Source organism: Cupriavidus malaysiensis (assembly GCF_001854325.1).
GTDB classification, from domain to species: Bacteria; Pseudomonadota; Gammaproteobacteria; order Burkholderiales; family Burkholderiaceae; genus Cupriavidus; species Cupriavidus malaysiensis.
Genome location: NZ_CP017755.1, coordinates 1,099,953 through 1,115,936 on the forward strand (window position 1 = coordinate 1,099,953; position 15,984 = coordinate 1,115,936).

The window sequence follows — 15,984 nt, forward strand, 5'->3', positions numbered from 1 at the left end:
AAGTGGTCGATCGCGCATTGTGCCACCACCGCACGCCACCACCGCGGCGCTCGCCGGGCGAAAAAAAACCGGGCCGACAGGCCCGGTGCGGTAAGCCAGCGCCGAAGCGGCTGGAGGAGACATCGTTCCTTATCGCGGGCGGGCGGCCTCAGATCGCCCAGCCGCCGGCGTAGAAGGCGGCCAGCACCACGGCGATGGCCACCGTGCCGACGTTCAGCTTGCGCCATTCGCCGGCGACGATGCGGCCCACCACCAGGGTGCAGAAGCCGAGCATGATGCCGGTGACGATATTGCAGGTCAGCACGATGAAGACGGCGCACACCAGCCCGGCGAGGGCGTCGACGGTGTCTTCCATGTGCAGGCGGCTGACGCTGGAGAGCATCAGCAGGCCGACGTACATCAGCGCCGGCGCGGTGGCGTAGGAGGGCACCAGGCCCGCCAGCGGCGAGAAGAACATCACGGCGAGGAAGAGCAGGCCGACCACCACCGCGGCCAGGCCGGTCTTGGCGCCGGCGGCCACGCCGACCGTCGATTCGATGTAGGCCGCCGCCGGGGCGCCGCCGAAGAAGGCGGAGAAGATGGAGCTGACGGAGTCGGCGGTCAGCGCGCGGCCGCCGTTGCGGATGTGGCCGCTGGCATCGAGCTGGCCGGCCTGCCCGGCTACCGCGCGGATGGTGCCGGTAGCGTCGAACACGGCGGTCATCACCAGCGCGAACACGCTCGGCAGCACGGCGGCGGAGAGCGCGCCGCGCACATCCATGGCGCCGATCAGCGAGGCGTGGCCGGGGGCGCTCAGCGAGGGCAGGGCGAACACGCCGGTGAACTTCACCGCGGGGTCGAAGGCCAGGCCCAGCGCCGAGATGCCGACGATCACCAGCAGGATGCCGCCGGGCACGCGGCGGCGCTCCAGGCCGAAGATGGCGGCCAGGCCCAGCACCGACATCACCACCGGGAAGGCGGTGATCTTGCCCAGCGTGACCGGCAGGCCGGCGCCGCTGTTCTTGACCACCAGGCCGACGTCGTTGGAGGCGATCAGCAGCAGGAACAGGCCGATGCCGATGCCGGCGCCATGCGCCACGCCGGCCGGCAGGTTGCGCAGGATCCAGGAGCGCACGCCGGTGACGGAGATGGCGGTGAACACCACGCCCATCAGGAAGACCGCGCCGAGCGCCACGCTGGGCGTCAGCTTCTGGCCGAGCACCAGGCCGAAGGCGACGAAGGCGGTCAGCGAGATGGCGCAGCCGATGGCGATCGGCAGGCGTGCCCACATGCCCATCAGCAGCGAGCCGAAGGCCGTGGTCAGGCAGACCGCCACGAACACTGCGCTGGTGTCGAAGCCGGCCTTGCCGAGCATGCCGGGAACGACGAAGACGGCGTAGACCATCGCCATGAAGGTGGTGATGCCGGCCACCACTTCCTGGCGCGTATTGCTGCCGCGCGCGCTGATCTCGAAGTAGCGGTCGAGCTTGCGCTGCGGCGGCGCCGACGCGGCATCGAGTTCCGTCGGCGACGGAATGGATTGGTCCATCATGATTGGCTGTCTCCTAGCGGGGCGCCGGGCGCCGCCAACGGCGGTCGTGGCCGGCCTGGTCTTTTGTGGTGTCGGATGCTGGCCCGCCTGCGCCGGTCTGCGCGGCATGCAAGTTCGGGCGAGGCTCAAGGCTAGGGGAGTTGCCCGCGAAATTCATAAGCGGGTCGGAATGCACGGTATGCCGGCGTGGAAATACCGGAATGCCTGGCCATTGCGACGCTGCCCGGCCGCGTGGCTGCCGGCGGCGGGGCCAGCATCACGGTGTGTGAATCTTCGCAATCCGATCTATCCCAGGTTCCGATGTGCCGGATTCGGTATACTCGGGAAAACCCTTATGCGGGGCCGGCGGCTGTGATGGTGCCGGACCCCGGCACGGAATGCGGGCGCTTCGCCACCAGCGCACCCCGCCGTGGAACCCACCAGGAGAAACCGATGCAGATCTACCTCGAAACCCACTTGCGCAAGACCCCCGCCGCCGCGCGCACCAGCGCCGCCCGTCCCACCCGTCCGCTGCTGGCGCGCCTGCAAGCCTTCCTCGATGCCGGCTGGCAGCGCAATCTGCACCATGCGCAGGCGCTGGCGCGCGTGTACGCCAACCGCTGAAACCAACCGCTGAAATCAGCCGCTGAAGCAGGCTGCTGAAGCCAGCCGCTCACTCAGTACTCCAGTTGCATCCGGCACGCGCTGCGCGCGCTCAGCGCTTGAAGGCGCCGGCCAGCGCCTCGATCACCGCGCGCACGCGCGCCACGCGGCGCAGGTCCGGGTGCAGCACCAGCCAGATGTCGACCCAGTCGCGGCGATCGGGAAAGATCCGCACCAGTCCGCTGTCGCGCTCGGCCAGGAAGGCCGACAGCAGCGCGATGCCCATGCCGCGCAGCGCGGCGGAACGCAGCGCCATCTGCGAGTTCGATTGCAGCGCCACGTGCGCGCCGCGCAGGCTTTCGCCGCCGAGCTCCTGCCAGTGGCGCGGCACCGTATCGCGCGGGAACATCAGCAGGTCGTGCCCCGACAGGCCCGCGCCGCGCCGGGGCTTGCCGCGCCGTGCCAGGTAGTCCGGCGCGGCGTAGAGCCCCATCTCCACCACGCCCAGCTTCTTGATGATGACGTTGCCCGCCTGCGGGCGCAGGCCGCGCACGGCGAGGTCGGCCTCGCGCGCCGCCACGTCGACCAGCTCGGTCGCGGTCAGCAGGGTGTACTCCAGTTCGGGGTGGCGGCGCTGCAGCGCCGCCAGCGCCGGCAGCACGAAGCCCTCGGCCAGGGTGTCGGTGGTGGCGATGCGCACCGGGCCGGCGAGCAGGCGGTCGGCCAGCGCCGACTTGCGTCCGATCGCTTCGGCCGCGCTTTCCATCTGCTCCGCATCCGCCAGCATCATCTCGCCGGCCTGGCTCAGCACGTAGCCTTGCGGCGTGCGCAGGAACAGGGTGGCGCCCAGTTCCTCTTCGAAGGCGGCCAGGCGCCGGCCCACGGTGGCCTGGTCGACCTCCAGGCTGGCGGCGGCGCCGCGCAGCGAGCCGCTGCGGGCGATGGCGAGGAAGTAGCGGGTGTTGTCCCAGTTCATATCAGCGGCGGCGTGCCGCAGACGGGTGTCCATGGCCGCTGCGGTGCTCTCGGATGAATGCAGAAATGCATCATAGCACTGCGAAAGTGCTGCTTTATTGCATGGGTCGGGATCCTTAGCATGGCGGGGTCTTCCTTGCTGCCAGGCCGATCCTACCGACGGCCGCCGACTCCATGCCTGATTCCTTCCGTTCCCGCGCTTGCCTGCCGGCCTGCGCCGGCACCACCCTTTCTCCTGCGTCTCCCGCGTCTCCTGCGTCCCCGCCGCCTTTGCGCGAGGCGCCCGGACCGGCTGTGGCGCCGCGCGGCACCGCCACGCTGTGGGTGCTGTCCGCCGGCATGTTCATGGCCATCCTCGACACCAATATCGTCAACGTGGCGATGCCCGCGATGCGCGCCGGCCTGGGCGCGAGCCTGTCGGAACTGGCCTGGATCGTCGACGTGTACAACCTCAGCTTCGCCGGCCTGATGCTGAGCGCCGGGCTGCTGGCCGACCGCCTCGGCGCGCGCCGGGTCTTCCTCGGCGGCCTGGCGCTGTTCCTGCTCGCGTCGGCGCTGTGCGGCCTGGCGCCCACCGTCGCGGCGCTGGTCGGCGCGCGCGCGCTGCAGGGAGCCGGCGCGGCCTTGTTCCTGCCGAGTTCGCTGGCCCTGCTGCGCGCGGCTTACCCCGACGCCGCGGCGCGGGCGCGCGCGGTCGGCGTATTCGGCGGGCTGGTGGCGACCGCGGCGGCCGCCGGGCCGGTGCTGGGCGGTATCGTGCTGGCGCCGCTGGGCTGGCGTGGCGCCTTCCTGGTCAACCTGCCGGCCGGGCTGCTGGCCCTGCTGGCCGGCCCGCGCGTGCTGGCGGCGCTGCCGGCGCGGCCCGGGCGCGGCGCCGACCGGGCCGGCCAGTTGCTGGGGATGGCCGCCCTGGGCGCGGCCAGTTTCGCACTGATCGAGGGGCCGGCGCGCGGCTGGCTGTCGCCGGCGGTCGGCCTCGCCACGCTGGCGGCGCTGGTGTCCGCCCTGGCTTTCGTGCAGGTCGAGCGGCGCGGCGCGGCGCCGATGATTCCCGCGCGCCTGTTCGCCGATCCCGCGCTGGGCGGTGCCAACTGGGTCGGCTTCGTGATCGGCGCGGCCTACTTCGGCTGCCTGTTCCTGCTCAGCCTCTACCTGCAGCAGGGCCTGTGCATGACGCCGCTGCACACGGGACTGTCGCTGCTGCCGCTGGCGCTGTGCCTGACCGCCGGCAACGTCATCGCCGGGCGCCTGCTGCCGCGCCTGGGCGCGCGACGCCAGATCGCCGCCGGCTTGGCGCTGGCCGCGCTGGGCTACCTGCTGTGCGCGCTGGCCACCCTGCATGGCGGCCTGGCTGCCTTGCTGGCGGCAATGCTGCCGCTGGCGGCCGGCACGGCCCTGGCGATCGCGCCGATGACGGCCACCGTGCTGGAGCGGGCGCCGTCCGACCTGGCCGGTACCGCCTCGGCGGTGCTCAATGCCACGCGGCAGGTGGGCGCGCTGGCGGGTACCGCCGGCGCGGCGGCGATCCTGGCCATCGCCATCGGGGCGGGTGGCGATGCCGGTGCGGCGTTGCGGCTGGGCGCCTGCGCCGCGGCCCTGCTGAGCGTGGCGGGAATCGCCGGGGCCTTGCGCATCGGGGCGCGGCCGCACTGAACGAGGGCGCGCCGCCCCAGGAGCGGGTGGAGGTTCAGGGCGCCAGCATGCGTTCCAGCACCCAGGAGCCGGCCGGGCCCAGCGGACGCTCGCGCGACCATACCGCGTCCACCGGCATGCGGCGCGGCCAGCCGCGTGCGTGCAGTTCGAGCAGGCGCCCGCGCGCGAAATGCTCGACCATGCGGCGCGGCAGCTCGGTCCAGCCGAAGCCGGCCAGCGCCATCTCCATCAGCATCAGGTAGCTCGGCGCCGACCACCAGCGCCGGCCCGCGACCAGCCCGGTCTCGAGCGGAGCGCCGCGCGGCGCCACATAGGTGTGCAGGCGCAGCTCGCGCGCCTCGTGCAGCGCGGCGAGCGGCACCTCGCCATCGCCATAGGCGGCGAAGGGATGCTGCAGGCCGACGTAGAGGCCGATCTCCGCCTGCTCGGCCACCGTCGCCGCGCCGATGTCGGGCGGGTAGCTGCTGCGTGCCGCCATCAGGCCGAGCTGGGCGCGGCCCTGCTGGATCAGGTCGATCACATCGTCGTGCTCGGCGTTCTGGCATTCGAGTTCGAGCGTGGGAAAGCGCCGCTCCAGCTCGGCCAGCGTTTCCTCGTAGCGGCTGGACTGGTAGGTGTCGGACACCACCAGCGTCAGCCGCGCTTCCTCGCCACCGGCCAGGCGGGCGGCGAGCTGGTCGATCGCTTCGCTGGCTTCCAGTACCCGCAGCACCTCCGGCAGCAGCGCGCGCGCCGCATCGGTGAGCCGGGGCTGGCGCGCGGTGCGGTCGAACAGTTGCACGCCCAGGTCGATCTCCAGGTTGGCGATGGCCTCGCTGATGGTCGACTGCCGCTTGCCGAGCTTGCGCGCGGCGGCGGAGAACGAACCCAGGGAGGCGGCCTCGGCGAAGGCGAGCAGGGCTTCAGGCGAATGGCGCATCGGGGGGATTGCTCTATATATCGGAAAAACCGATATTAACAAACTATGTTGAAACGGAAAATCCGATCAAAATGCCGACATCGCTGATTTCAAGGAGTTGCCTATGACGGCGCAAGTGACGTATCCACAGCAGTATCCGAAGCAATCTGAGCAATCGAAGCAATCGAAGCAATGGAAGTCTTCGAACCACGCGGCGCATGGGATGCAGCAGGCGCAGCCGAAGCATCGCGCGTCGCCGTCCCGGCCGCGGCCGGACACCCCCAAGACGCTGGCCGAACGCCTGGCGCACGCGCTGAGCTTCGAGCTGACGGCCATCGTCCTGTGCGCGCCGGTCGTGAGCTGGGTGCTGGGCCTGTCGCTGGTCCACGTCGGCGCGCTGACCGCGCTGGTGTCGCTGATCGCCATGGCCTGGAACGTGGCCTTCAACGCGGTGTTCGAGCGCATCGAACGGCGCTTCGGACTGGTGCGCAACGTGGCCGTGCGGATCGTCCATGCGATTGCCTTCGAACTGGGCCTGATCGCGCTGGTGCTGCCGCTGGCGTCCTGGTGGCTGGAGATCAGCCTGCTCGATGCCTTGTTGCTGGACCTCGGCATCCTGCTGTTCTTCCTGCCGTACACCTTCTTCTTCAACCTGGTGTACGACCGCCTGCGTGCCCGCCGCATCGAGCGGAAGGCGCGGAAGGCATGGAAGGCTGGGGAAGCGCGGACCTGACCATGCCCGGGCCCCATGCCGCATCCCGGCCAGCGCGATCGTTCCGATCGCTCCGAGCTTTCCGATCGTTCCATTTCGACCCGAAGCCGGCCTTGCGCCGGCTTCGTCGTTTCCGGCGCAGGCGTTGCCGCGCCGGCTAGCGCATGCCGGTGGCGCCGGCCAGCGTATCCAGCGTCCAGCCCCGCCCCAGCAGGATCATGCGCGTGTGCAGGTCGTCCAGCACCGCCGGCGTGACGGCCGGCCCCAGGTAGCGCAGCGCCTTGTCGCGCAACTCGACGTAGCCGAGCGGGTAGTGCGCGGCCAGCCGCATCCACAGGGCATGCGCGGCGGCCGACTGGCGCGCGCCGGTGATCAGGCACAGGCCGCCGTCGAGGGCCCAGCGGTAGATCGCCGAGGCCAGGCCGCGCCGCTGGTAGTCCAGCGCGTATTTCGAGTGCGGCGCGCGCAGGTGGCGGTCGGCGCGGCGGTCCACCTCGACCAGCCGGTTGAACACCGTGTAGCCGGCCAGCCGCCCGCGCGCCACGTCCTCGACGTAGACGTAGTACTCGCCATCGGCCTCGCGGTAGCGCAGGCGCAGCCCGGGCACGCCGCAGGCCAGCGACGGCATGCCGTGCAGGGCGCCATCGGGCCGGCACAGGCGGTCGTGCACGGCGTCGATGTCGCGCTCGGTCTCCGCCGGGCCGTGGCTGACGTCGATGCGCAACTCGAGCGGGCGCGGCGGCGGCTGCATGGCGGCTTGCGCGCCGCGCGCGGGCGTGCGCCGGGCTGTCAGCAGCCGCTCGCCCCAGGGCGGCCAGGGCGGCCAGGACGGTGACGGCAAGGCGAAGGGCAGGGCACAGGCGGGCAGGGCGAGGCTCATGGCGCCTCCCAGTGGCCGCTGAGCAGGGCGGCGGGACGGGCGCTGGCGCGCACGCGCGCGCTGTGCGGCCAGTCTTCCAGCCGCACGCTGAGCCCGGCATGCACGCCGTAGCCGGCGCCGGGCAGGATCTCGCCCGTGGCCTCGATGCCCTCGCCCGCGCGGATGGCGCCGTGGGCGCGGATATCGCCGCCGGCCTTGATGCCCCAGCCGGCCTCCAGGTGCAGGCCGGCTTCGATGTCCGCGCCGGATTCGATGCCGCAGGCGACGCGCACCAGATCCTCCGCGTACAGGCTGCCGCCGGTGCGCAACCCCTTGCCGCAGTGCAGGGCGCCGCGCGCGTGCAGGTCCGCGCCGACCAGCAGGCCCGAGCCGGCGGAGAGCCTGTCGCCGCAGTGCAGGGCGCCGCGCACGCGCAGGATGCCCGCGCATTGCAGCGTGCCGGCGACGTCGGCGCTCCAGCCGGCGCGCACGTCGGCGCCAGCCTGCAGGATGCCGCCGCAATGGATGGCACCGTCGGTCTCGATGGCGTCTCCCGCCTGGATGGCCTCGCCGGCGCGCAGGCCGGCCCCGGCCCGGATGGCGCCGCCGGCGCGCAGGACCGTGTCGACATGCACGTCGCCGCGCACGATGAGCGAGCCGGCGAAGACCAGCGCCTGCGCGGCGATGGCATCGGCTTCGAGCACGGTGTCGGTCGGGCCGAACTGATCGAGCAGCCAGCAGGCGTCGCTCACGCGGTGCTGCCGCACCAGGGTGTCCAGCAGGTCTTGATAGTCGGTGCCGCCGTCGCGGTTGCGCAGGTACCAGCGATAGCCGTCGGCGCAGGGGCGCTTGGCCTTGACGAAGTTCTGGCTGATTTCCATGAATCTCGATGTGCATGCGCCGGCCCGCCTGCACGCGTGGCGGACCGGTGCCGGCCGCCGCGGAAGTCCGCGCGGCCGCCTGTGGGCATGGCGGCCGCCTCGGGGCAGCCGCCGCTCGGGTGCGGGTGGCAGGACGCGCCGCGCGCGGCCGATGGCCGGCACGGGCGGGCGGCCGCTGCGGCTTGGCGCCGCGGCCGGGCCCTGGTACCCGGAGGGAGCGGCCGTGCGGGGCGGCGTGCCGGCCTGGGCCGGTGCCGTCCCGCACGGCTCAGGAAAGCACGGCGAGGAGGAAATGCCGGCCGGCGCGGGCAGGCGTGCGCTGCCCGCGGCCCGCGGCGCGGCCGCCCGCGCAGGCGCGCACGCCCGGCAGCGGCTGCCGGGTCGGGGCGGTGCGGTACGGGTGGGCGCGCATGGCCGGTTTCTTGGTATCCGAGGAGGGGAGGTCAACCTGCCGGCGGCCGCGCGATGCGCGAGGCATGGCGTGGCGGGCGGCAGGGCGAATTACGCTGTATGCCATAGCCGGCGGCGCTTGTCCACCGAGAAGTGATGTGTTGGGCGGTTTCTCAAGGGGGCGCGGCACCGGGCCGCGGAGGATGGGGCAGGGGATATCCTAGAATCGGAAAGGTCGGCATCGTGAGCGCGTCCCCCGACCGCGTACCCATGCCGGCGCCGGTGCCGCGCCTGTGCCGTCCTGATGCCACCCTCACGCGCCCGCTGGCGCGTCATGCATGCCGCCCAGGCGGCACGTGCCGACCGGCCCCGCAAGGAGACAAAGTCCATGGCTTCATCCATTGCCGGCAGTGCCGCGCCGCATGACGGGAAGACGACCCTCCTCGTGGCGACGCGCAAGGGCGCCTGGCTGTACCGCGCGGATGCCGCGCGGCAACAGTGGGTGCCCGACGGGCCGCACTTCCTGGGCCATATCGTGCATCACCTGGTGCTCGACCCGCGCGACCGCCGCACCCTGCTGGCCGCCGCCCGCACCGGCCATCTCGGACCCACCGTATTCCGTTCCACCGACGGCGGCCGCCACTGGCGCGAGGCCACGCGGCCACCGGCCTTTGCCCGGGCCGAAGCCGGGCAGGAGGCGCGCGTGGTCGACCATGTGTTCTGGCTGGCACCGGGCCACGCGGACGAGACTGGCACCTGGTATGCAGGCACCTCGCCCCAGGGCCTGTTCCGCAGCGAGGACGGCGGCGACACCTGGGCGCCGGTGTCCGGCTTCAACGACCATCCGATGCGGCCGGCCTGGACCGGGGGCGCGCAGGACGGCACGCCGGACGGGCCCAAGCTGCACTCCATCCTGGTCGATCCGCGCGATGCGCGGCATCTCTATATCGGCATGTCCAGCGGCGGCGTGTTCGAGAGCACCGATGGCGGCGCCGGCTGGGCGCCGCTGAACGCGGGCTGCGCGGCGGACTTCCTGCCGCCGCCCCCGCCCGAATTCGGCCACGATCCGCATCGCGTGCTGCTGCACCCGGCCGCGCCCGACATCCTGTACCAGCAGAACCACTGCGGCATCTACCGCATGGACCGGCGCGAGGGGATCTGGCGGCGCATCGGCGAGGCCATGCCGGCGGAGGTGGGCGACATCGGCCTGCCCATCGTGGCGCATCCGCGCGATGCCGACACGGTCTGGGTGTTTCCCATGGACGGTACCGACGTATGGCCGCGTGTCAGCCCGCAGGGCCGCCCGGCTGCCTACGTCACGCGCGATGCCGGCCGCAGCTGGCAGCGCCAGGACCGCGGCCTGCCGGCACAGCAGGCCTGGTTCACGGTGAAGCGGCAGGCCATGGCGACCGATGCCTGCGATCCGGTCGGCCTCTACGTCGGCACCACCGGGGGCGAGATCTGGGCCAGCGCCGACGAGGGCGGCAACTGGTCCTGCCTGGCGCAGCACCTGCCCGAGATCTACGCGCTGGAGACGGCGGTCTTCGCCTGAGGTGGCGGCATCGGCATCGGCAACGTCATCGTGGAGGCAGCATGAAGGTGATGATCTGTTCCGTCCTGCATTCCTACACCGGCGGGCAGCCGGTGGTGGAGGCGGCCGGCACGAGCGTGGCGGCGCTGCTGGACGACCTCGAGCGGCGCTATCCGGGCATGCGTTTCCGCATCGTCGACGAGCAGGGCGGGCTGCGCCCCTATATGCGCGTTTTCGTCAACCGCAGCCAGGCCATGCGGCTGGACGCGCCGCTCGGCGAGTCGGACGAAGTGCACATCCTGCAGGCACTGGCCGGCGGCTGAGCCGGCCCCGCTAAACCTTGGCGGGAATCTGCCGTTAGCCGCCCTGAGTCCACTGGATCACCGGAGCCGGCCGGCGCCTGCCGCGCCTGCGCGCTGCTTGCCGCAAGGCATGCGCTTCGCCCGTGCCGTCGCGCCGGTGGACCGCAGTGTCGAGGATGTGCCGAACAACACCAGGTAGCGGAGCCAAGCATGAGCAGCAGCAGCGCGATGAGAGAGGTCGACGAACGGACCAATCTGACCAACAATAACCAGTTCGAGTTATTGCTGTTCCGTCTCGGCGATTCGAACCACTCCGGCCAGTCCGAATGGTTCGGCATCAATGTGTTCAAGGTGCGGGAGATCCTGGTCATGCCCACCGTGACCACGGTGGTGGGCGCTGCGCCGGCGGTGCTCGGCATGGCCGATATCCGCGGCCAGGTGATCCCCGTGATCGACCTGCCCAAGCTGGTCGGCTGCACCCCGCGCAGCGGGCTGAACATCCTGCTGGTGACCGAGTATGCGCGTTCCACCCAGGGCTTCGCGGTGGAGGCGGTCGAGGAGATCGTGCGCCTCGAATGGAGCCAGGTGGTGTCGGCCGAGACCAGCGTCAAGGGCGACCTGGTGACCAGCATCGCCAAGCTCGACGCCGAGTCCGACAATCCGCGCCTGGTCCAGGTGCTGGACGTGGAGCAGATCCTGCGCGACGTGCTGCCGACGCGCCAGCCCGACGTCGATCCCGCCACCGTGGGGCCCAGGCTTTCGCTGCGTCCCGGTGCCCGCATCCTCGCCGCCGACGATTCCGCCTTCGCGCGCAGCCTGATCGAACAGGGCCTGCAGGCCATGGGCGTGCAGGTGGTGATGACCAAGACCGGCCAGGAAGCCTGGGACGTGCTGGGCGAGATCGCCGACCAGGCCGCCGGCAGCGGCAAGTCGGTGCAGGACGAGATCGCGCTGGTGCTGACCGATCTCGAGATGCCCGAGATGGATGGCTTCACGCTCACGCGCAAGATCAAGGGCGATGCCCGCCTGAAGTCGCTGCCGGTGGTGATCCACTCCTCGCTGTCGGGCGAGGCCAGCGAGGAACACGTGCGCAAGGTCGGGGCCGACGCCTACGTCTCCAAGTTCCTGGCCAAGGATCTCGCCGAGACCATCCGCGGCGTGCTGGCGCGCCACGCCTGAGGCCTCGCTGCCGGACGGGCTCGCGGGCGCGGCCCCGATCGCGCTTCCGCCCCGCCGCGCCTTCCCTCTCTTCTTCGCTGCCGCGCCCGGCGCGGCGCGCTTGCCCGCGGCTCTGCCACGCAGCCGCCGGGCGCGCCATCGCTGCGGCGATCGACCCTGCCGGGCGCGAGGCGCCCGACGCGCGCGTAGCTTGCCTGCCTGCGTCCTGTCGGCCAGTCCATCGGACCGGGACTGCGGACAGGGAGCGCGGATACGGACGATGCCCGCGCCGCGTGCCTGCCACCGTGTTCCCTTCCACTGGCCTGCGACCTGCCCGGCAGGGCTTGACTGCACGAAGCATTCCTGCCTTCCCCGCCTCAAGCATGTGTTTGCCTATTATTTGTGCAGTCCAGCTTTTTTGAGTACTGGCGCGGCTTTGCGGGAGGCAGGTGGCTTGGATATCCACCGTTCCTGTGGATACCTTGGATAAGTCCGTCAGCGTTCCCGCGCATGTGGCCGGCCGCCTTGCTCCTGGCTCGAAGCGCATCCTATTATCATGAAATGTGATGCGATACGAATGGAGCGTGCGCCATGACGGCATTGCGGGAAGCCTGGCGCGCCGGCCTGTTCCGGCGCGGGAACTGGTTGCCGAACATCGTCTCCGGGCTGATCGTCGGCGTCGTCGCGCTGCCGCTGGCGATGGCCTTCGCCATCGCTTCCGGCGCCAGGCCTGCGCAGGGCCTCTACACGGCCATCATCGCCGGCCTGCTGGTGTCAGCCTGCGGCGGCAGCCGCGTGCAGATCGCCGGCCCGACCGGCGCCTTCATCGTGATCCTGTCGGGCATCACGGCGCGCCACGGCATCGAGGGACTGCAGATCGCCACGCTGATGGCCGGCATCATGCTGCTGGCCATGGGGCTGGCCCGGCTGGGCGTGGTCATCAAGTACATCCCGGCGCCGGTGATCGTCGGCTTCACCACCGGCATCGCGGTCATCATCTGGGTGGGCCAGTGGCGCGACTTCTTCGGCCTGCCGGCGGTGCCGGGCGAGCATTTCCATGACAAGGTCTGGCACCTGCTGCAGGTCCTGCCGCAGTGGCATCCCGCCACCACCGGCATCGCACTGCTCAGCCTGGCCCTGGTGGTGGCCACGCCGCACATCGCCCCGCTGCGGCGCGTGCCCGGCCCCCTGGTGGCGCTGGTGGTGGCGACCGCCTTGCAGGCCGCGTTCGGCTTCGATGGCGTGGCTACCATCGGCAGCGCCTTCGGTGGTATCTCCCGTGGCCTGCCGGCCTTCGCGCTGCCGGAGGTCACGCCTGCGCGCGTGGTGGAGTTGATCGGGCCAGCCTTCACCATCGCCATGCTGGGGGCGATCGAATCGCTGCTGTCGGCGGTGGTGGCGGACGGCATGGCCGGTACGCGGCACGATTCCAACCAGGAACTGATCGGGCAGGGCATCGCCAATATCGTCGCGCCGCTGTTCGGCGGCTTCGCCGCCACCGGCGCCATCGCGCGCACCGCCACCAATATCCGCAATGGCGGCAACAGTCCGCTGGCCGGCATCACGCACGCGGTGGTGCTGATGCTGGTGCTCGTGCTGCTGGCACCGCTGGCGGCCAGCGTGCCGCTGGCCGCGCTCGCCGCCATCCTCTTCGTGGTGGCCTACAACATGAGCGAAGTGCGGCACTTCGCCGCCATGGTGGTGCGCGCGCCGCGCGCCGACGTCGCCATCTTGCTGATCACCTTCGTGCTGACCGTCTTCGCCGACCTCGTGGTGGCGGTCAATATCGGCGTGATCCTGGCGATGATGCAGTTCCTGCGGCGCATGGCCGCCTCGGTCGAGATCGCGCGGCAGGACCATGGCGCGCTCGGCAGGGAACTGGGCGCGGTGCCGGCGCTGCCGCCGGGCACGCTGGTATACGCCATCGAGGGCCCGTTCTTCTTCGGCGCGGTCGAGAACTTCGAGCGTGCCCTGGTGCAGACGCACACCGATCCGCGCTGCCTGGTGATCCGCCTGCGCCGCGTACCCTTCATGGACATCACCGGACTGCAGACGCTGATCGAGGTGGTCGGCAAGCTGCGGCGGCGCGGCGTGGCGGTGGTGCTGTGCGAAGCCAATGCGCGGGTGCGTGGCAAGCTGGCGCGCGCGGGGGTGATGTCCGCGCTGGGCGAGGGCAATTACGTGGACAGCCTGGAAGCGGCGCTGGAACGTTGCCGGGTGTTGCGCGCCGCAGCGGCCTGAGTGCCGCGCCGCGCCGCGGCACCCAGGCCGTGCACGGCGCCCGGCGGCGGACGTTCAGCCGGCGCGCTTGCGCCCGGTGGAGGCGGCGGGGGCGCGGGCCTTGGTGGCGTACTCGACGCCGTGGTGCTGCAGATAGTCGCGGATCAGCTGGCGCACGACCTGCGACGGTGTCAGGTCCTGGGACGCACACAGCGTCTCGAAGGCCTTTTTCTTGACCGGGTCGATCAGCACGGTCAGGCGGGCGGTCTTGGATTCCATGAGGGGCTCGGCGCGCTGTGATGTTAATCAAATTATCATTATATACACAAGGAACACGGCGGCGGCTGGACTTCGGCGCGGGTCTGTGGCATAAGGGACCACACCCCGTTCGCCATGCTGCGCAGCGGTCATGGCCCGCGCCAAAGGCGCCGAGGCCAGGCCGGCGGGGCACATGATCGACCACCTGTCTCGACCACCTGTCGCGCCGGCGCATGCCGGCGGACCAGCGCCAAGACACGAAGGATATACACGGATCGCGCATGACGATGCCTGACGCCTCCCCCCGCCACGTTTCCCGCCGCCGGCACCTGCCGTGCGGGTGGGCGTGCGCGGTCGCGGCGTCGCATCGCGCGGCGACGGTCCGCCGCGCTGCCGTGGCCGTTCCGACCGTCCCCGGCGCCGGCATGGCACGTCCTGCCCATGCCGCGCGCCTTGCCTCCGTGGCCCGCCACGGCTCCCCGGCCGTGCTTCTCCCCGCCGTGCGGGGAGTCCGCGGGCCGGTTTCCCCGGCCTGATTCTCCCGCACGGCAGCCTGTCTGGAGGCGGCATCCTGCCGCCCTTTCCAACATGCAACCGGGAGAATCCGAGATGCCAGCCATCTATCACAAGACGCTCTACGCGATCGGCACGGTCGCGGCCCTCTATCTGCTGATCAACCTTTGAGCCATGCGGCCGGGACGGGGCCAGGCGGCGGTGCGCCCGCGTCCCGGCCGTGCATGCCAAGCGCTGCCGGCAAGGAGATTGCCATGTTCTACAAGCTGATGCTGATCCTGGTGCTGTTCATGGTGGCCATCGCGGCGCTGTCGCAGGCGTTCCAGCAGATGCCGGGCTGATCCGACGGCGGGCGGCCGCGGGCCGCCCGCCGTCGGCTTCAATCCGGCAGGGCCAGGTCGGCGATCACCGCGGCGAGAAAGCGCGCGGCTTCGCCGCCGGTGACGACCCGGTGGTCGAAGGTCAGGCTCAGCGGCAGCAGGCGATGGATGGCGACGGCCCCCGCGGCCGCGACCACGGCATCATGCATACGGCCCGCGCCGAGGATGGCGACCGTGGGCGGCACCACGATGGGTGCGGCGTACTTGCCGCCGATCATGCCGAAGTTCGACAGCGTGATCGTGTTTCCACGCATTTCTTCCGGCGCGATGGTGCGCGCGCGGATGTCGGCGCGCATGCGTTCCAGCCCCTGGCGCAGGTCGGCGGCATCGCGTCGTCCCGCGTCGCGCAGCACCGGCACGAAGAGGCCCTCGGGCAGGTCGGCGGCGATGCCGACATCGATCTTCTGCAGCACGTGGCGGCGCCCGCTGCCGCCTTCGTACCAGGCATTGAGGCCGGGTTCTGCACGGCAGCCCGCCACCAGCGCGCGCACCAGGCGCATGGTCGCGTCGGTGCCCGGCGGCCACGCCTGGATGTCGGCGTCGTCCATCACCGTGGCGGCGGCCACCTCGCTCTGCGCGCGCGCCATGTTCTGCGCCATGGCGCGGCGCACCCCGCGCAGCACTTCGGCCGGGCCGGTCTCGGCCAGGGCCTTGGCCACGCGCTCGACGTCGGCGGCCGTGATGACCCCCTCCGCGCCCGAAGGCGTGACCATGGCCAGGTCGACCGACAGCTTGCGCGCCAGCGCCCGTACCGCCGGCGCGGCCCGCACCGCACCGGCGCCGGCGCCGCCGGCCAGCGGCGCCGGGGCTTCCGCCACCACCTGGCTGCCGACCGCGACGGTGCCGACCACGGTGCCGGCATCGTCCTCGCCTGCGCCTTCGAAGCCAGCCAGCGGCGCGCCCAGGTGGACGATGTCGCCCGGCGCGGCGTAATGCCTGGCCAGGCGCCCGGCGAAGGGCGAGGGGATCTCGACGATGGCCTTGGCGGTTTCCACCGACAACAGCGGCTGGTCGGCCGCGACTGTCTCGCCTTCGGCGACGTGCCAGGCGACGATTTCCGCTTCCTGCAGGCCTTCGCCGAGATCGGGCAGCTTGAAGATACGCATCGCATTGCTCCTTGCGGTCATCGCCTGCGCGGCGC

Annotated in this window: 15 protein-coding genes; 7 read left to right on the plus strand and 8 right to left on the minus strand. The window is 71.5% G+C overall.

The window, feature by feature from the left end; all coding sequences use genetic code 11:
- Positions 1-148: 148 nt before the first annotated feature.
- Entirely contained in the window at positions 149-1,531 is a 1,383-nt protein-coding gene (locus BKK80_RS24505; RefSeq protein WP_071021330.1) for an NCS2 family permease, read from the minus strand.
- A 432-nt stretch (positions 1,532-1,963) separates the two neighbouring features.
- Here BKK80_RS24505 and BKK80_RS36660 point away from each other — a divergent pair, with 432 nt between their 5' ends.
- Positions 1,964-2,134: a hypothetical protein gene (locus tag BKK80_RS36660; RefSeq protein ID WP_156811516.1), complete on the plus strand. Its 171-nt coding sequence runs from the start codon at positions 1,964-1,966 to the stop codon at positions 2,132-2,134.
- A gap of 91 nt (positions 2,135-2,225) precedes the next feature.
- Here the strand turns inward: BKK80_RS36660 and BKK80_RS24510 are convergent, their stop codons facing one another.
- Entirely contained in the window at positions 2,226-3,122 is an 897-nt protein-coding gene (locus tag BKK80_RS24510) for a LysR family transcriptional regulator (protein WP_232346351.1), read from the minus strand.
- Between the two features lie 260 nt (positions 3,123-3,382).
- Between BKK80_RS24510 and BKK80_RS24515 the strand changes: the two genes are divergently transcribed.
- Complete coding sequence (locus tag BKK80_RS24515) at positions 3,383-4,741, plus strand: MFS transporter (protein ID WP_071071666.1); 1,359 nt, start codon at positions 3,383-3,385, stop codon at positions 4,739-4,741.
- Positions 4,742-4,775: 34 nt separating this feature from the next.
- On the opposite strand, the gene BKK80_RS24520 is transcribed toward BKK80_RS24515, so the two are convergent.
- The gene (locus tag BKK80_RS24520) at positions 4,776-5,660 is read right to left on the minus strand and encodes a LysR family transcriptional regulator (protein ID WP_071021324.1); all 885 of its coding nucleotides are present in this window, start codon (positions 5,658-5,660) and stop codon (positions 4,776-4,778) included.
- A 202-nt stretch (positions 5,661-5,862) separates the two neighbouring features.
- On the opposite strand from BKK80_RS24520, the gene BKK80_RS24525 reads away from it, so the two are divergent.
- Complete coding sequence (locus tag BKK80_RS24525) at positions 5,863-6,372, plus strand: multidrug/biocide efflux PACE transporter (protein WP_071071668.1); 510 nt, start codon at positions 5,863-5,865, stop codon at positions 6,370-6,372.
- A 136-nt stretch (positions 6,373-6,508) separates the two neighbouring features.
- On the opposite strand, the gene BKK80_RS24530 is transcribed toward BKK80_RS24525, so the two are convergent.
- The 3 genes from BKK80_RS24530 to BKK80_RS36665 all read right to left on the minus strand — a co-directional run bounded on the left by BKK80_RS24530 (position 6,509) and on the right by BKK80_RS36665 (position 8,503).
- Positions 6,509-7,102, minus strand: a complete 594-nt coding sequence (locus BKK80_RS24530) for an N-acetyltransferase (protein ID WP_071022797.1) — start codon at positions 7,100-7,102, stop codon at positions 6,509-6,511.
- Positions 7,103-7,227: 125 nt separating this feature from the next.
- Complete coding sequence (locus BKK80_RS24535; RefSeq protein ID WP_071021320.1) at positions 7,228-8,091, minus strand: hypothetical protein; 864 nt, start codon at positions 8,089-8,091, stop codon at positions 7,228-7,230.
- 268 nt (positions 8,092-8,359) lie between these two features.
- Positions 8,360-8,503 carry a hypothetical protein gene (locus BKK80_RS36665; protein WP_157128552.1) on the minus strand — a complete coding sequence of 48 codons (144 nt, stop codon included), beginning with the start codon at positions 8,501-8,503 and terminating at the stop codon, positions 8,360-8,362.
- A 366-nt stretch (positions 8,504-8,869) separates the two neighbouring features.
- On the opposite strand from BKK80_RS36665, the gene BKK80_RS24540 reads away from it, so the two are divergent.
- The 4 genes from BKK80_RS24540 (at position 8,870) to BKK80_RS24555 (ending at position 13,713) form a co-directional block, all read left to right on the plus strand.
- On the plus strand, positions 8,870-10,033 hold the full coding sequence (locus BKK80_RS24540; protein WP_071021318.1) for a beta propeller repeat protein: 1,164 nt from the start codon (positions 8,870-8,872) through the stop codon (positions 10,031-10,033).
- A gap of 41 nt (positions 10,034-10,074) precedes the next feature.
- Positions 10,075-10,335 carry a MoaD/ThiS family protein gene (locus BKK80_RS24545; RefSeq protein WP_071021315.1) on the plus strand — a complete coding sequence of 87 codons (261 nt, stop codon included), beginning with the start codon at positions 10,075-10,077 and terminating at the stop codon, positions 10,333-10,335.
- Positions 10,336-10,524: 189 nt separating this feature from the next.
- The gene (locus tag BKK80_RS24550; RefSeq protein ID WP_071021312.1) at positions 10,525-11,493 is read left to right on the plus strand and encodes a chemotaxis protein; all 969 of its coding nucleotides are present in this window, start codon (positions 10,525-10,527) and stop codon (positions 11,491-11,493) included.
- A 570-nt stretch (positions 11,494-12,063) separates the two neighbouring features.
- Positions 12,064-13,713 carry a SulP family inorganic anion transporter gene (locus tag BKK80_RS24555; RefSeq protein WP_071021310.1) on the plus strand — a complete coding sequence of 550 codons (1,650 nt, stop codon included), beginning with the start codon at positions 12,064-12,066 and terminating at the stop codon, positions 13,711-13,713.
- Positions 13,714-13,767: 54 nt separating this feature from the next.
- On the opposite strand, the gene BKK80_RS24560 is transcribed toward BKK80_RS24555, so the two are convergent.
- Both BKK80_RS24560 and BKK80_RS24565 read right to left on the minus strand, forming a co-directional pair.
- Positions 13,768-13,971: a CopG family transcriptional regulator gene (locus BKK80_RS24560; RefSeq protein WP_071021308.1), complete on the minus strand. Its 204-nt coding sequence runs from the start codon at positions 13,969-13,971 to the stop codon at positions 13,768-13,770.
- Between the two features lie 871 nt (positions 13,972-14,842).
- On the minus strand, positions 14,843-15,949 hold the full coding sequence (locus tag BKK80_RS24565; protein ID WP_071071670.1) for a dihydrolipoamide acetyltransferase family protein: 1,107 nt from the start codon (positions 15,947-15,949) through the stop codon (positions 14,843-14,845).
- Positions 15,950-15,984: the final 35 nt, after the last annotated feature.

Coding starts and splice junctions, on each gene's coding strand:
- BKK80_RS24505 (WP_071021330.1), bottom strand. CDS start 1,531: ATGATGGACCAATCCATTCCGTCGCCGACGGAACTCGATGCCGCGTCG.
- BKK80_RS36660 (WP_156811516.1), top strand. CDS start 1,964: ATGCAGATCTACCTCGAAACCCACTTGCGCAAGACCCCCGCCGCCGCG.
- BKK80_RS24510 (WP_232346351.1), bottom strand. CDS start 3,122: ATGGACACCCGTCTGCGGCACGCCGCCGCTGATATGAACTGGGACAAC.
- BKK80_RS24520 (WP_071021324.1), bottom strand. CDS start 5,660: ATGCGCCATTCGCCTGAAGCCCTGCTCGCCTTCGCCGAGGCCGCCTCC.
- BKK80_RS24525 (WP_071071668.1), top strand. CDS start 5,863: ATGCAGCAGGCGCAGCCGAAGCATCGCGCGTCGCCGTCCCGGCCGCGG.
- BKK80_RS24530 (WP_071022797.1), bottom strand. CDS start 7,102: ATGCAGCCGCCGCCGCGCCCGCTCGAGTTGCGCATCGACGTCAGCCAC.
- BKK80_RS24535 (WP_071021320.1), bottom strand. CDS start 8,091: ATGGAAATCAGCCAGAACTTCGTCAAGGCCAAGCGCCCCTGCGCCGAC.
- BKK80_RS36665 (WP_157128552.1), bottom strand. CDS start 8,503: ATGCGCGCCCACCCGTACCGCACCGCCCCGACCCGGCAGCCGCTGCCG.
- BKK80_RS24540 (WP_071021318.1), top strand. CDS start 8,870: ATGGCTTCATCCATTGCCGGCAGTGCCGCGCCGCATGACGGGAAGACG.
- BKK80_RS24545 (WP_071021315.1), top strand. CDS start 10,075: ATGAAGGTGATGATCTGTTCCGTCCTGCATTCCTACACCGGCGGGCAG.
- BKK80_RS24550 (WP_071021312.1), top strand. CDS start 10,525: ATGAGCAGCAGCAGCGCGATGAGAGAGGTCGACGAACGGACCAATCTG.
- BKK80_RS24555 (WP_071021310.1), top strand. CDS start 12,064: ATGACGGCATTGCGGGAAGCCTGGCGCGCCGGCCTGTTCCGGCGCGGG.
- BKK80_RS24560 (WP_071021308.1), bottom strand. CDS start 13,971: ATGGAATCCAAGACCGCCCGCCTGACCGTGCTGATCGACCCGGTCAAG.
- BKK80_RS24565 (WP_071071670.1), bottom strand. CDS start 15,949: ATGCGTATCTTCAAGCTGCCCGATCTCGGCGAAGGCCTGCAGGAAGCG.